9 protein-coding genes are annotated in these 16,889 nt (G+C 43.6%); all 9 read right to left on the reverse strand.

Going from position 1 to position 16,889, the window contains the following annotated elements:
* Positions 1-13: 13 nt before the first annotated feature.
* A complete protein-coding gene (gene adhE, locus MKZ09_RS24355; RefSeq protein WP_038572553.1) occupies positions 14-2,635 on the reverse strand; it encodes a bifunctional acetaldehyde-CoA/alcohol dehydrogenase in 2,622 nt (873 codons plus the stop codon).
* Positions 2,636-3,044: 409 nt separating this feature from the next.
* Positions 3,045-4,511, reverse strand: a complete 1,467-nt coding sequence (locus tag MKZ09_RS24360; protein WP_036682927.1) for an ABC transporter substrate-binding protein — start codon at positions 4,509-4,511, stop codon at positions 3,045-3,047.
* A gap of 132 nt (positions 4,512-4,643) precedes the next feature.
* Positions 4,644-5,516 carry a carbohydrate ABC transporter permease gene (locus MKZ09_RS24365; RefSeq protein WP_036682930.1) on the reverse strand — a complete coding sequence of 291 codons (873 nt, stop codon included), beginning with the start codon at positions 5,514-5,516 and terminating at the stop codon, positions 4,644-4,646.
* Between the two features lies 1 nt (position 5,517).
* Positions 5,518-6,345 carry a carbohydrate ABC transporter permease gene (locus tag MKZ09_RS24370; protein ID WP_370510527.1) on the reverse strand — a complete coding sequence of 276 codons (828 nt, stop codon included), beginning with the start codon at positions 6,343-6,345 and terminating at the stop codon, positions 5,518-5,520.
* A gap of 210 nt (positions 6,346-6,555) precedes the next feature.
* Positions 6,556-7,884, reverse strand: a complete 1,329-nt coding sequence (locus MKZ09_RS24375) for a response regulator (protein ID WP_076134518.1) — start codon at positions 7,882-7,884, stop codon at positions 6,556-6,558.
* A gap of 19 nt (positions 7,885-7,903) precedes the next feature.
* Positions 7,904-9,697: a cache domain-containing sensor histidine kinase gene (locus MKZ09_RS24380; RefSeq protein WP_076204932.1), complete on the reverse strand. Its 1,794-nt coding sequence runs from the start codon at positions 9,695-9,697 to the stop codon at positions 7,904-7,906.
* A gap of 1,612 nt (positions 9,698-11,309) precedes the next feature.
* Positions 11,310-11,948 carry a beta-phosphoglucomutase gene (gene pgmB, locus MKZ09_RS24385; protein WP_076204935.1) on the reverse strand — a complete coding sequence of 213 codons (639 nt, stop codon included), beginning with the start codon at positions 11,946-11,948 and terminating at the stop codon, positions 11,310-11,312.
* Between the two features lie 32 nt (positions 11,949-11,980).
* The gene (locus MKZ09_RS24390; RefSeq protein WP_076204938.1) at positions 11,981-14,263 is read right to left on the reverse strand and encodes a glycosyl hydrolase family 65 protein; all 2,283 of its coding nucleotides are present in this window, start codon (positions 14,261-14,263) and stop codon (positions 11,981-11,983) included.
* Positions 14,260-16,566 carry a glycoside hydrolase family 65 protein gene (locus MKZ09_RS24395; RefSeq protein WP_076204942.1) on the reverse strand — a complete coding sequence of 769 codons (2,307 nt, stop codon included), beginning with the start codon at positions 16,564-16,566 and terminating at the stop codon, positions 14,260-14,262. Before MKZ09_RS24395 ends, MKZ09_RS24390 begins: the two co-directional genes overlap by 4 nt.
* Between the last annotated feature and the right edge of the window lie 323 nt (positions 16,567-16,889).

Raw genomic sequence — 16,889 nt, forward strand, 5'->3', positions numbered from 1 at the left:
ACTTAACCAAATATTAATTATCAAATCTTCCGTAGAAAGCATTACGGTATACATCTGCAAGTTCAGATACCAGTGGCAGCTTAGGATTGGCAGTTGTACATTGATCTTCAAATGCACGGTCAGCCAAGTAATCTACACGGGATTCAAAATCCTTAGGATCAAAGCCCAATTGTTGGAAGGATTCTTCGATACCCAGTTTTTTGTTCATGTCGCGAATAGCATTGATCAGGCTAGTTACACCTTCTTCAGTTGTGCGAGCTGGCAATCCCAGAATGCGGGCGATTTCTGCATAACGCTCGTCAGCTACGAAGTGTGAATATTTAGGGAACGAAGCGAACTTCGTAGGTTTCTTAGCATTGTAACGAATAACGTGTGGCATAAGGATCGCATTAGTACGACCGTGAGCAGTGTGATATTGACCGCCCCATTTATGCGCCAAACTGTGGTTAATACCCAGGAAAGCATTAGCAAAGGCCATACCAGCAAGTGTTGATGCGTTATGCATTTTCTCGCGGGCAACTCTGTCGCCTTCAAGCGCCGATTTTTCAAGGTATTGGAATACCAATTGGATTGCTTTAATTGCCAGACCATCAGTGTAGTCACTCGCCATAACAGATACATAAGCTTCGATAGCATGTGTCAATACGTCCATACCTGTATCAGCTACAGCAGTTTTTGGCAAGCTATATACAAACTCTGGATCAATGATAGCTACGTCTGGAGTTAGCTCATAGTCAGCCAAAGGATATTTAGTATGTTGTTCAGTTGTTTTATCGGTAATAACTGCGAAAGATGTTACTTCCGAACCTGTACCCGAAGTAGTTGGAATCGCTACAAACTTAGCTTTGTTTCCAAGTTTAGGAAATTTGTAAACCCGTTTACGGATATCCATGAATTTTTGTTTCAGACCGTTAAAGTCTGCGTCTGGATGTTCATAGAATAACCACATTCCTTTTGCAGCATCCATTGGGGAACCACCACCAAGTGCGATGATGCAGTCCGGTTGGAATCTGTTCATCATTGCTGTACCTTTTTCAACTGTAGTTGTCGATGGATCTGGTTCAACTTCCGAGAACACTTCGATCGCTACAGGAGTTTGGCGTTGACGCAGATAATGTTCAACTCTCTCAACATATCCAAGCTTAACCATCATTGGGTCAGTGATAATTGCGACACGTGTGATATCAGGCATTTTGGTCAGGTACTGTGTAGCGCCTTTTTCGAAATAGATCTTGTCAGGTACTTTAAACCATTGCATATTCACGGTACGACGATTCACCCTTTTCACGTTGATCAAATTGATTGCTGTAACGTTTTGCGACACGGAGTTACGACCATAAGATCCGCAGCCCAGCGTCAACGAAGGGATGTTAGTGTTATAGATATCGCCGATCGCACCATGAGTGGAAGGCGAGTTAACGAGAATACGTCCTGTTTGCAGACGGTTGGAGAACTTCATGATTACTTCTTCGTTGTTGGAGTGGATAGCCGAACTGTGGCCCATACCACCAAATTCAACAACTTGTGCTGCGCGTTCGATACCTTGATCTGCGTTTTTAACTTTGTAGCAAGCAAGCACAGGACTCAATTTTTCAGCGGACAATGGATATTTAGTGCCTACACCTTCAAGTTCTGCTACCAGAATCTTAGTGCCGGCAGGAACTTGAATACCGCACATTTCAGCAATTTTCACTGCGGATTGTCCAACGATTGCTGGGTTAACCGCACATTTATCAACGTTCATAGCGCCGCTAGTAAGTTTGGCAGCTTCTTCTTTGTTAACAAAGTAGCAGCCATTAGCGATCATTTTCTTTTTCACTTGATCGAAGATTGGTTCTTCGATAATAACAGCTTGCTCGGAAGCACAGATCATACCATTATCAAAAGTTTTGGAAAGAATGATGTCCGTTACGGCTTGATCGATATCCGCGCTCTTTTCGATGAATGCTGGTACGTTACCAGGACCTACGCCAAGAGCTGGTTTACCACAGCTATAAGCTGCTTTTACCATTGCAGAACCGCCTGTTGCGAGAATAAGTGCAACGTCTGGGTTGTTCATCAAAGCATTTGTTTTGTCCATCGTTGGCATTTCAATCCATTGGATACAATTCTCAGGTGCGCCAGCTTTTACAGCCGCATCATGAAGAATTCTAGCAGCTGCTGCACTACACTCTTGCGCAGATGGGTGGAAACCGAATATAATAGGGTTCCGTGTCTTAATCGAAATCAACGCTTTAAACATCGTGGTGGATGTAGGGTTGGTTACCGGTGTGATACCCATTACAATTCCGACGGGCTCAGCAATTTTTTGGAAGCTCTCATAAGCATTGTCTTCAATAACGCCTACTGTTTTATCGTATTTAATTCCGTGCCAGATATATTCTGTCGAGAAGATGTTTTTAGTAATTTTGTCTTCGTAAACCCCGCGGCCAGTTTCTTCTACAGCCAATTTAGCGAGGTACATATGTTTGTCGAGTCCAGCCAACGCCATTGCATGAACGATTGTGTCAACTTGCTCTTGATCCAGCGCCATGAATGCCTCATGTGCTTTTTTCGCTTTATCCACCAAAGTCTGAATATACTCTTCAGCGGTAGTTTGTTTAACTTGGGCGGCGACTTCGTTCTTAACTGCCATCTCCCTCGTCCTCCTGTCAATTTTTAGGTTGTTTTTCTCTACACATTTATCTTATCACATCATTTCCACCTTGTATAGTGAAATCTTTCACAAAGTATAAAGTTTTTTTGATTTGTTTTCAAAGCGCTTTCATTCGATCATTTTATAGGTTTTTTACCATTATTTATGCTGTAATATCCCTTAAATCTAAAGTTTATGTTTAAAAAGACAAGAACCAATACCCATTTTCTACCTTTTCGTTCGCAAAAATTTTTTAAAAAAAGCAAATCTAATTTTGTTGACACTCTATTTTTTCCCATGACCCTCTAAAAAATAGTCGAGTGTCACCCGTCGTGTTAATTTATAAAAATATCAATAATATAAACATAAAAAAACCGACTCCTAAAGGAGCCGGTTCTGTTCTTCCTAGCTATTCTACTTTAATTGTGTCGAAGAATTTCTCTTGCACTGTTTTGGCGGCAGCTTCAAGCTGTGTCTTGGAATCTGTTCCTTTTTTGGAGAACAGCTCTTGAATTACATTGGACATGGTTGCATAGTAGTCCTGTGTATTGTATTGTGCTTCCGGTTTACCATCCAGCAAACCTAAAATATCAGGGCTGTATTGATATACATTTGTATATTTATCATACACAGCTTTTGTTTTCTTACCGAAGTCAGAATCTGCAGAATAGTAATCTAAGAGCGGCGGAATAAAGTATTTGCCATCCGTTGTACGTTGTTGCAGAACCGCATCCAGTGCTTCTAGACCTTTATCAGAGAAGTAATCAAATGTAATATAACGGAATGCCATTTCTTGCTCGTCTGGGGTTGCATTTGGATTGATTACAAGGTAGTCACCACCAAGTACCCCAGTGTGTTTTCCGCCTTTTTCCATCGCAGGCATTGGATACGTAAGTACATCTTCTGGTTTCAGACCGCCTTGATTCAACGCTTGCTCAATAACGCCGTCAGATCCAGCCATTACCATTGCTGTACGACTTTGTTGGAATGCGCCTACAGCATCGCCCCAGCCTAGTGCCCAGTCCTGAGGAATCGCGTTTGCTTCCCATCTAAGTTTCTTGTAGAAATCCAGCGCTTTAATCCCAGCCTCAGAATTAAAAGTAGCTACAACCTTACCGCCTTCAATCTTCTGAATTTCACCGCCAGCTTCGAACAGGAAGTTGGTCCAGTTCCAGCCTGCTTCATTCCCTTTACCCATTGGAGCAATACCAGAAATCCCTTTTTTGGTATCAGCTACGCCTTTAGCGGTATTCAGCATATCATCCCAAGTCCAATCCATAGGTGGAACAGCAACGCCTTTTTCATCCAGCATTTTTTTGTTGATCATTGTGGTTGTTACATAACCCTTTTGAGTTACGCCGAATACTTTTCCGTCAATGATAAATTGATTTTGGAGAACCGGGTTAATTTGATCCTTAAATTCGTATTTATTCCACAGATCCGTAATGTCAGCTACCCAGCCTTTTTCAACTAAGAATTTTGCTTCTGTAGCGTAAGTGTTAAAGAAGGTTGGAGCTTCATTTGCTGCCATTTTGATGCCGATTTCACTTACATTGTACTGCCAATCGTCTTTGACGATCTCAACATTCGGATATTCCTCTTGGAAACGTTTGATCTTGTCATCTTCCTGTGCTCTAACTTCGGTTAGGTCAGGGGTTGGATAGTGAATTTTGATGGTCACTTTTCTTTGTGTGATATCATCAGTTGGCGCTGCTGTAGCACTGCCAGCATTATCTGTTGCAGCATTCGTTGGCGCAGTAGTCGCTTCCCCTTCCTTGTTTCCTGTCGTGTTTCCGTTATTGTTGTTACCGCCGCATGCGGTTAACAATGATCCGGCCACAAGGAGGCTTAGTAGCACGCTAGAGTACTTACGCATTGAAACTCCCCTTTTCAATTCATAGTTATCTTACATATCGATCATAAAAGAGAAATCGTTTACAAACGAGGTGCATTTATATTCCTTTCATGTGCATGTTTACGATCCGTGACTAAATCCGTCGATCCGCGCTTATCCCTTAACTGCTGATAATGCGACGCCACGCATAATGAACTTTTGGAAGATCAGGAAGACAAGGATCGGCGGCAACGATACGATAAATAGGATAGCGAATTTAATATTCGTATTAAGTGCCTTTACATTAATAACGTATTTATAGATTGCTGTCGCGAGCGTATATTTCTCTTCACTGTGCATAACCAGAGATGGCCAGAACCAGTCATTCCATGCAGTAGAAAAGATAAAGATCGCCAGCGTAGCAAATATCGGAACCGACAATGGCACTGCAATGGAGAAAAAGCTTCTCGGCTCAGAGGAACCGTCGATCCGCGCGGCTTCAAAAATTTCAGGATGTATCCCATCAAAAAAGTTCTTTAAGAGTAGAAAATAGAATGTATTCGCACCAGCCGGCAGCCAAAAGGCAGCGTACTGATTCAGTAATCCAAGCTCTTTTAGATTGACAAAGTTGGGAATCATGTAGCTGGTCGCCGGAATAAACAATGTCATCAGGAAAAAGAAATAAATTGCCTTTCTGTAAGGGACATTCATACGAGAAATGCTGAAAGCAGACATTCCCAATACGACTAGTGTCACGACCATATTCCCCACAAAAATATAAATAGTGTTTTTAAGGAACATCAGCAGATCAATGTAGTTCATCGCTTCTTTAAGGTTGCTGAAGTGCCATTCCTGCGGGAAAAAATGCGGTGGGAATGAGTTCACCTCTTGATTCGATTTCAGTCCGTTAAATAACGTCATACAGATCGGATACAGCATGCTGAACACCATAATCAAAATAACCACGCACATCAAGCCATAAACGATCTTATTGCTTGTTTTTTTCAAATCATGTTCTGAGAGAATCCCTCTATCTGCGCTCTTCATCTTAGTTGTCCTCCTTGTTAAGCTTGAACTGTAAAATGCCCAAACCACCTAGGACAATGAACATTAGCATGCCAAGCGCAGTCGCTGTTCCATAATCGAGTCGCGTAAAAGCATATTTTACGATCAGCAGCGCATAGGTAAGCGTAGTATTATTCGGTCCACCATCAAGCAGCGCCATTTGTGACTGATACCCTTGTGAAGTCCCGATAATCTGTAATATCAGCATCAAAATGATCAAATTACGTAGCGAAGGCAATGTGATGTACTTTATACGTGCCCACACACCCGCCCCATCAATCTCAGCTGCTTCATACCAATCCCGCGGAATGCTGAGTACAGCAGCCAAGTATATTAGCATCCCTGATCCAAACTGCTGCCACGTCTCCATAAAAACAAGGGAAATCATCGACCACCTTGTATCTGTCAGGAAAGCAACCTGGTCCACACCAAGCGAGCTTAATACCGCGTTGATTGGGCCCACCGGATCATAAAGCCATCTCCAGAGTCCATATAGAACCACACCAGGCATTACGAAAGGAAGGTAAGCCGCTACCCGTACAAAGCCCCCAAACCTTCTCAGCTCCGAGATCATAATGGCAAAAGCAATCGGAACCCAGAACCCGATAATAAGACATAGAAGCATGTAATACCCCGTATTTTTTAACGCGGTCAAAACATCCGGATCACTAAGGGCTCTAGCGTAGTTCTCAAAGCCAACAAAGCTATTCCCTTTTACAAAATCAACATGGTAGAAGCTGTACAACAAGCCTTTAAAAATTGGCACCCACAGGAACATTACAAAAATAATCACAGCAGGTACGAGGAACATATATCCCCAAAAGTTTTTCTTCCAGCGGTTTTGCTTGTAAGGTGTACCCTTCAGCGCCGGCGGATTTTCGGATACAACTGCGGTTTGATTCATCAGGCTCCCTCATTCCATTTTTCTTTCAGCATTTTTCGCAAAATGCTTCCTACCTTAAATTGTAGAAAATGAGGGTTGTACTGAACATGTCTAAATCTACCGAAGTAGTATGTGTTTTTACTTCTTCAATTCACTGGGGCTAATCCCATAATATTTTTTGAAAATTTTACTAAAATGCTCTGGTGATTCATAACCTACACGCTCGGCGATTTCGTATCTGCGAAGATCAGTGTTCAAAATCATCTCCCGGCTTTCTTCCATCCGCAGCTTAATTACATATTCCCACAGGTTGTAACCTGTATTTTTCTTAAACAGATAGCTCAAATAATTGGGACTGACATGGTTTTTCTTAGCCACTTCATGGATGGTTAATCCTTTTTGCGCATAGTTCTCGTCAATATACTCTCTCGCCTTCTCTACAATCAGATTGCTGCGTGTATGAAGCTCTTCTACTGAAGGATCGGTTGTGTAGCTGTTCCAATTAAAATCCCCGTAGTAAAACACATAATGGTCATTATGTTCATTATTCCAGAGAATGGCTTTGGAGGCTTGACGGTTCAATACAGCCATAAAAGAAAGACCCTTGAGAATCTGGCTGATGCCGATAACTGCATTTAAGTGCAAATATTTTTGAATATTAAAATGAAGACTACGGCCAAGGATATCTAGCCTATTGATTTGACTGGCAGACGAATCTTCATAGCTTTTTTCATCCCATTGAATAATGATCGTAATCTCTTCATCCTCTGCATAAAAGGCTGTCGAGTTCCACTCCTGATCCATCAGCTCTTTGGCGATATTCAGAGCGGCATAACAAAGAAGCCGTCTGTCCCGCAAGGTGTAGTGCTTCTCCTGATTCATTCCAGCCAGAGGCACCTTAATTTTTAAGACGGAAAAATAAGGCCCTTGCAGTTTCAGGTTATCCAGCTTTTGCAAGCGTTCCGCATCACACAGTACACCTTCAGGCTCAATGAGCAGTTCATTCAATAACTTGCTGTATTCCGGAAGCGGCTCTTCCAGCCGAAAGCTTTCATTAATTCCTGACATGAAAATATCCAATTCTGGCGATGGTTTCCCCATCTTAAGCAGCACATTTCGCACCGAATCCAGAAATTGCTCACTGTTCAAAGGTTTGATCAAATAATCCTTCGCGCCAAGCCTAACCGCCATTTGCGCATATTGAAATGTCTCGTGTGCAGAAATCACGATGGTCTGTACCCAGGGTTTGGCTAATTTTGCATGCTGCATTAGATCAATCCCGCTCATTGCGCCCATCTGAATATCAGTAACAAGCAGGTCTATTTCCTCCATCCGAATGCAGTCCAGCGCTTCAAAACCACTGTTTGCTGTATAAATATGGTCTATGTTTAACCCCGAAGAAGCTAATAAATTGCTCAGCCCTTTACAAATCAAGGGTTCGTCATCCACAACTAATATATTGAACATATCTGTATGCTCCCCTTCCTTAGTCTTGATTCTCTGATTTCGGAAGCTTAACCGTCACCAATGTACCGCCCTCTTTACGAGGGGTATAGCTGATGCCATAATCAGAGCCGAAGTGTAAATGTATACGCTGGTTAATGTTGCGAATCCCGTAACCGCTGGCCGGATTTGGACTGTCGTCATTCAGCACAGCTTCGATGGCCTGATAATCAACAGACTTATAGCCGTTATCTTCAATCGAGATCTCGACGGTATCGTCCACACAAACTGCGCTAATGATGATTTCCCCATCCTCGCCCATATTTTTGACACCATGAATAATAGCATTCTCAATTAACGGCTGCAGGGTAATTTTAGGAATTAGATTTCTTTTCGTATCTGGGTGAATCTCCATTACTACACGAAATATATAATCATACCGGTGCTGCTGCAGCTTGATATAGGCCGTTGCGTGCTCCAGCTCTTCTTCAAGGCTAATCAGCTCCCTTCCCCGACTGAGGCTAATCTTCATAAGCTTGGATAATTCCTTGATCATCTCGGCGGATTCAACGTTGCCTTCCAGCGAGCTTTTCCAGTAAATACTCTCTAAAGTGTTGTAGAGCAAATGCGGATTGATCTGCTGATAGAGCAGTTGAAGCTGTGATTCCTTCTGTTTTAGCTCCATCTGATATTTATAAGTAATTAGTCCATTTAGCCTGCGGGCCATGTCATAGGTAGATCCAATCAGCACACTGACCTCATCGTTACTCCCTCTTTTTGGCGTCTCCGGGACACGATTGCCTGGCTCAAACTTCCGGACGAAAAAAGCTAACTTTTGCAAAGGCGTCATTAATGAACGCCAGAAATAAGTAATCATGATTAATCCAAAAACAGCATAGGCCACAGTTATGTATTGAATCACACTTTTCATTTCGTTTTGTTGCTGCAGCAGCGCTTTCACGGCGATTTTGTAGACTAGCTTCTGTCCTAAGGCATGGTTATTATTGACCACATAAATAAAATCCGAAGTAATAACATCCACGGTTCCTTCCAAATCCTCAGCAACGACCGTCTCCGGCAGTGTAATGATCTCACCAGTATTATTCGTAGTAGAAGCGAGTACACGATTATCCAGATCTGTTAAGTAAATATCACCATCAGGCAACGATATGGATTTGAGGGATTCTCCGATTTTTGCGTCCATTTTGGTAATGACTAAAACCCCAATGGTCTCAGCTTTTCTGGAGATGTTATTGACAGCTCTCATATAGGTAAGAGTCTTCAAGTTTTCCGCTTGCGCACTTAGCTTCCCTGTGAATTTTAGAGATCCGCGGCCCTTTTTCTGGACAACCTCCTCGAACCAATATGGCTCTTCCGCTTTGGAAAAGAAATATACCCCCGCCTTCTTAACCTGCGGGAAATTGGGTGCAAAAAAATAATAATCCTCGGGATCGTATATATAAAGGGAATAATAGATGCCGTCCCCACGCTCAGCTCCCTGCGAGTAACTGACCAACAGCTTCTCTATCGTCTCATAACGTTTAACCCGCTCCAGGATGGTATCCGAACCCGTCATATTAATCTGCTGAATCAGAGGATTTTGTATTACAGTGGTAGTAATTTTATTTACGGTATCGATATCTCGGTTAATGATGGTGAAGTTTTGCTTGTTCAGCTCTACATAAGCATTCGTCACATGGCGCTTCAGAATTTGCTCAGCCTTCATATTCCCGTAAATGTTCAAAAACAGAATGGGCGAGATCATAATCAGAAACAGCAGGATAAGCTGTTGTTTGACGTTCAGCTTCAGAATCGGCCTAATCAGCCTAGACAACATCGAGATACACCTCCGGGTCCAATAACTATATCAAAGTGATAAACGCTTACATATGTTTATTTTAAAGTTTTTTATGTTCATTTGTATGTAGTTTTTTCTGTTGGGCGGATAAAAAGAGTACGTCGATATGTTCGCCACTACGTGGAGCGTTTGGGCTTACGATTGCTGTTATCCTCAGATTTCCTGATTTTATACCGCTGAGCGGTAGAAATCCGAGGATAAAGGCGACCACTGGCGTTTCTCCAGCTCCAAACCTCCACTTCGCAACTCCATCAACGGAACTCTTAAAAACCGCAAACAGAAAAAGTGGGAGGCGACGTAAAGGACACTGCGTGGGGCTAGGAGGAATGATCTCTATATGTAAGAAGTGCGATGTATGTTCTTGAACACTTGAATACTCAAGTACTTCAATACTTGAATGTGCTTTGTTGTTGGGCGTCTGGATTACTTGATGTGCGATGGTGGTGCTTATTGTGCGTTGGATTGCTTGATGTGCGATGGTAGTGTTGTAGGGCGTTGTGGGCGTTGTGGGCGTTGGATTGCTTGATGTGCGACTTACTTATTCGGCGTTTTGCATCCCCACACCCCCTCTTCACGATGAGCGATCGGACTCAGATGCAGCTATTGGGCTAATTTTTGGCTTTTACGGGGAGGTTCGGACTCCAGAGGCGTTATTCGTTCCAAACATGCGCGATACGAGGGCTTTTCGAGCCAATAAAGACTATGGAGTCCGATAGGTTCGCAAATGAGCCGGATTATTACTTATAGCGACTATGCGGTCCGATAAACTGTTGAGCTTTTTGACTAACCTTCTGAATTTCTTAATATACGACTAATAGCGATTATGGGTCCGATCACCGTCTGAGCTTAAGACTAACCTTCTGAATTACTTAATGTGTAGCTCAGCTACTTATTCGGCGTTTTGCATTCCCACACACCCTCTTCACGATGAGCGATCGGACTCAGATGCAGCTATTTGGCTAATTTTTGGCTTTTACAGGGAGTTTCGGACTCCAGAGGCGTTATTCGTTCCATAAATGTGCGATATGAGAGCTTTTCGAGCCAATAGCGACTATGGAGTCCGATAGGTTCTCAAATGAGCCGAATTATTACTTATAGCGACTATGCGGTCCGATAAACTGTTGAGCTTTTTGACCAACCTTTTGACTAATTATCTGAATTACTTAATGTACAGCTCAGCTACTTATTCGGCGTTTTGCATTCCCATACACTCTCAGCACGATACGCTATCGGACTCAGATGCAACTATTTGGTCTAATTCCAGCTTTTACGGGGAGTTTCGGACTCCAGAGGCATTATTCGTTCCAAACATGCGCGATATGAGGGCTTTTCGAGCCAATAGCGACTATGGAGTCCGATAGGTTCGCAAATGAGCCGGATTATTACTTATAGCGACTATGAGGTCCGATAGATAGTCTCAGCTTCTGCTAGACCTGTCGCAGCTTCTACCAAGCTTTCTGCGCTAGCTGAATAAAGGGACTTGGCGCAGGAATTAAGAACAAAAAAAGACCGACCCCATAGTAGCATCCGCTACCATGGGGTCGGTCACATAACATCGTTGCACTGTTAACATTATATGACTAACTAAGCTTTAGTCTGTCAGCAGCTCATACAATCCTTTTACGACCAGATCAGCTTCCTTCAGCACCTCAGGTTTGCCGATACCTACAACCTTCATCCCAGCAGCTTTACCGGCTTGAACACCTGCCTCAGCATCTTCAAACACAACACATTCATCCGGCTGCAAGCCTATCTCCTGAGCCGCGATCAGGAACACCTCCGGGTCCGGTTTGGCTAGTGACACTTTGTTGCCGTCAACAACCGCATCAAATAAGTCTGTAATGTTCAGCTTATTCAAAATAAACTCAGCGTTCTTACTGGCTGATCCTAATGCAATGCCAATCCCACGTGATCTCAATCCTGTCAGGTATTCTTTCACTCCAGGCAGCAGCTCCGATTCCTCGAGTCGAGAAATGTATTCTACGTACAGGCGGTTTTTCTTCTCCGCCATTGCCTGCTTCTCTGCTTCCTCAAATTCCAGGCCACCCACTTCCAGCAGGATATCAAGTGATCTCATCCGGCTCACACCTTTAAGCCGTTCGTTATCCTCCTCCGTGAAATTAAAGCCAAGCTCATCTGCAAGACTCGCCCACGCCAAATAATGATATTTGGCTGTATCTACGATCACACCATCCAGATCAAAGATGGCGCCTTTCATATTTTCCAACATTGATTTGCTTCCTCTCCGTTGTGTATTAATATTTATAATCCCGTTTCATCAAAGGCCAGTCGAAGGATCTCCCCTGCAGAGCAGGACTTGCCTTCTCCGCCTTGCACCGAGAATACTAAGTCTCCACTGTAATCAGCAGCTGTGATCACAGTGACTTCATCCTTACTGATCCGCAGTTGGATGGTGTCGCCGCGCAGGGTAACCGGAAGCTGAACGGACTGCCAATGTTGCGGCAGAGATGGATTGATGTGGACAACCCCTCCAGCGTAGTCCAACCCAGCGAAGCCAAGAACCGCAGCCATCCAAGCACCACCATTCGCAGCTGGATGAGTCCCACCAATGTAGAGATCCCCTACATATTGCTTAGATTCGCCGGTGAGATCGACAGTAGCTGTACGCATAAAATACGGATAGCCCCAATCCGGTGAACCAATATCTGCAGCTACCAAAGCGTAAATACAAGGGCTTAAGCTTGATCCGTGTTCCGTACGCGGTTCGTAAAATTCCCAGTTTGCTTGTTTCACTTCCTTGCTAAAGGAGTGTTTAAACAAATTCAGCATCAACACAACGTCTGCTTGTTTAAGTATGGTTGTGGTGGTAGCTAAGCCATTGCCGCCGCCCAAATACTCATTTTTATTAAGCACACGTGATTTCAGTTCTGTTAGTTCTACATCCTCCAAGGTGAGGTACCGGTCGAATTGTTCAATAACAAGACTGGCAGGATCAGGCTGTGGGACATAAAAGCTATCCAGCATCGTTTTGAACTCCTCCAGGAATGGCCCTGAGCTAAACTGAGCGGACAATTGACCGTAGTCCTCAGGATACTTCTCTTGCAGCAAAGCTGCTGTATGCAAGGCAATCTCCAGCGTCTCTTTAACCAGTGCATTGGTAAAAGCATTATTGTTCACACGCTCATGATATTCATCCGGACCTGTAACATCCAGAATCTCAAACCGTTGTTTAACAGAATTATAGTAAGCGTAAGAGTAGAAAAAGCGAGCGCATTCCCAGATCACCTCAGCTCCTCCACTAGTAAGCAGACTTTCATCCCCTGTGAATTGAACATATTTCCAGATCCCATGCACAACGTCACCACTGATATGAACCTGTTTATCGCGGAAATAGGTGCGCATCGGCCGGCCTGTAAATACATCATTCACATTAAACAAAGTACAGGCATCATCTCCCGTATCCTGACTTTCCCAAGCATAAAATGCGCCCAAAAATCCATATTCCGCTGCCTTACGGCGAGCACCATCCAATGTATGAATCCGGTACATCATCAAGTTCCGCGCTACCTTAGGATCACTGTGCAGGAAAAACGGCAACATAAACATTTCCGTATCCCAGAATACAGCTCCCTTATATACCTGACCCGATAATCCCCGGGCTGGAATAGACACCTTCTCCGAAACTGTAGGCGCAATGATTAACAGCTGATAGATACTATATCTCAAGGCAAATTGGGCAGCTTCATCACCTTCGATGATTACATCACTGTGTGACCATCTCTCATCCCATATCAGACGGTGAGCCTTAAATAACGCCTCATAACCCAACGCCTCAGCAGCATGGACAGATTTAACAGCTTCCGTCTCCGGCTGATCCGCATCAAGTCCAGTATAGACTGCTACATACTTAAACCATTCATACGTCTCACCCGCACGGGCATCAAAAGAAATCCGGCGAACAGCAGCCCCATCTTCCAGTTGCTCCTCACCAAAACTGAATACCGCCCTCTCCGCCACAACCACCGGAATTTTCAATTCTCCGCTAACCGATGAAGAGATCAGCACCTCGTCCTTCAATTGCACCGTTTGTCCGTAGAGATGAGGTCCATTGATATCCCACACATCTACGTCAATTCCCGTCTCAATGGCTACTCGGCAGTCTTGTGTGCTGCGAATAGAGTATTTACTAACGAGCAAGTGAAGATTATCCTGGCTTACGAAACGTTCTGCAGTAAACGTTAACGTCCCGCCGTCAGGTACAGCATATTCAGTGCTCCGATGATGAATGGCATTTCGGATATTCAGCTCCTGAGTATGAGCGACCGGTTCACGGTCAAGCACACTTAAGAGCTGAGCATTACAGAAAATCTTGGTCAACAATCCATTAGGGGCATTAACTGGTTCTCTCCATTTGTCTCCTGCTCTGTCATATAGACCTGCGAGGGTGACAGCTACCAGCTCGGTTTTGCTGAATTCCTCCAGTGTGCCGCGATATCCCATGTAGCCGTTGCCTAACATATATTTGTTACCGTTTGTCGTCACCAGCTGTTTATCAAAACAGCTATCCTTTACGGTCCAGTTCATCCTGCCAGCATCCCTTCACCTAGCGGAAGCGTCTTCCCGGAAGCATCCACTGTAATCGACTGTCCGTACACTATAATTTCGGTACTTCCACCATTAACCGCAGTGATTGTTACTGATTTTTTGTCGATCACAATTCTCAGAAGCACTCCTTCATACAACACTTGGAAGCTATATTCATCCCAGCGTTCTGGCAGGGTTGGCTGAAAGGACAGACGTGCTCCATCCGAGCGCATTCCTCCAAAGCCGTAAACAATATTCATCCAAGCAGCAGCAATTGAGGTAGTATGCAGCCCTTCACGGGTATTGCGGTTATAGTTGTCTAAATCCAGTCGAGTAGCAAATTCAAAAAACGAATATGCTTCCTCGGGTTTGCCGATTTCACTTGCCAAAATGGAGTGGATCGAAGGTGACAGCGAAGACTCATGAATACATCTAGGCTCGTAGTATTCATAGTTCGCCAGCTTCGCTTCTTTAGAGAATTGTCCGCTGTACAAGAACATAAACATAAGTACATCCGGCTGTTTAATCATGTCATAGCGATACAAACGATCATATGACCAGTTCGAATATAACGGGAATTCTGTTACCGGAATCGAATGAATATCAATATGTGGCATATCGAAGAACCCATCATGCTCTTCATAAACTCCTGTCACTTCGTCAACCGGAATCCGCATATGCTGCGCCTTGTTTTCCCAATCGGTGAGTTCCTCGTCATGAAGTTCTGTTTTCTCTACCACAGCTGCAAAAGCAGCAGGAGCCTGTTCTTTCATCTCCCGAAGAGTCTCTAAGGTGTATTCAAAAGATTGTTGAGCCATCAGATTAATGTAGCAGTTGTTATTGACCATCAATTGGAACTCATCAGGGCCCATGACGCCAAAATAACCATATTCACCGCTGCGTTGCCCCCATTGACCACGTGTAGCATAGAATCTGCTGATCTGAATCAACATCTCAGCCCCTTTACTATGCAGGAAGCTTTTATCACCGGTATTTTTGACATAATGCCAAATGCCATAAGAAACAGCAGTCCCTACATGAAGCTGAAGATTAGAGTGCTGCCAGAGATCACAGCTTTCTGTTCCATCTATAGTAGCAATGGGATAGCAGGCTCCCTCACAATCCACTTCTTTAGCGCGCTGCATAGCCTGCGGCAATGTTTTATATCTGAATTCCAATAAGCTCCGGGCAGCCTTTGGATTATTGAACATATAGAACGGTAGGCAATAGGATTCTGTATCCCAAAAAGCCAACCCACGATATACTTCCCCCGTCAGCCCTTTGGCACCAATATTAAATCCGGGATGATCGCCATGATAGGTCTGATAAAGCTGGAAGATACAGAAACGAATACCCTGTTGATTCTCAGGATCACCCTCAATTCGGATATCACTTGTCTCCCAGATGCCCTTCCAATAAGCTGTCTGATCAGCGATTATTTGGGTATCTGTCAACTGGCTTGCTGTTTCAGCAAGAGACAGACCTTTGCTCCACAGCTCTTCAGCTGTATGGGCAGAATCACTATCCGAATAGTTCATAACCAGTTTGGTAAAATAGGAGACTTCTCCTTCCGTAAGGTCCAGGGTGAAATTTTGTCCAATAAATTTATCACTCTCGACAGCAGTGAGCTGTAACGGCTGCGAGGATTGTAAGGTAAAGCTTGAGAACAGCTTATTCCCAGTATTCACTGTACTCGCCATAATAGCAGAGGACGCTCCACTTACTCCGCTGCGGAGACTGTTCCACATACATTCGCCGCGTTCTTCATGAATAATGCCGAAATCAAGACCTGTACAAATGTCCACGCTCCCCGAGAAATTAAGAGGTTCAAAATCTACCCGCTGCAACCCCAAATGAGACATAGTCATACTGACCAGACGTGTAAAGACTACTTTTAGCGACTTGCCATCGTTTAGATGCCAGACTAGCTCTCTCCGGTACGTACCTTTACGAAGATCCAACCTACGCACATAATCCGTTACGTTACTTTTTGCTAAATCAAGCTGTTCACCATCTACAGATAGACGTGTATACAGCCAGTCCACCGCATTCACCATATATCTCAGCGAGCGAATAATCCCTTTATAGTGATTGCCAATATCCAATTGTTCATTTAATCCATTAAAATAACTTCCTTGCAGGGTGTCACCTGAATATCCTTCCTCTGCATATCCCCGTACACCCATATATTCATTACCCAATGAAAAAATAGATTCCGAAGTCCGATTTCGCTCTGGATCAAAGCCCTCTTCAATAATTGCCCACGGATCAACCTTAAGATATTTGTCTGCTACTTTAGCCATATATGATTTCTCCTTCTCCTGATTTTTGCTCCAATTTCAGGATATCGCTGCATAGCAGTAGAGCCAATGTCCGACCGTAATGAAGATGTGTGCATTTATACGGAGTTGAGATAAAACTAATTTCTTGAACATGAATTTCAGCTATGTTATATGTTACAATCTAACGGGGACGCAAAAAAACAGCGATTAACCCAGTATTTGAGAATAATGGATAGCCGCTGTTCATATATCATAAACGTGAGATCACTTACTCTTTTTTAGTTAAAAAGAATATTACATCGAACACTTTAGAAGTGAAATTTATCACAATGTTGAAAATTCGA

This window comes from Paenibacillus sp. FSL R5-0908 (genome assembly GCF_038006245.1).
In the GTDB taxonomy this organism is placed as follows: domain Bacteria; phylum Bacillota; class Bacilli; order Paenibacillales; family Paenibacillaceae; genus Paenibacillus_AQ; species Paenibacillus_AQ odorifer.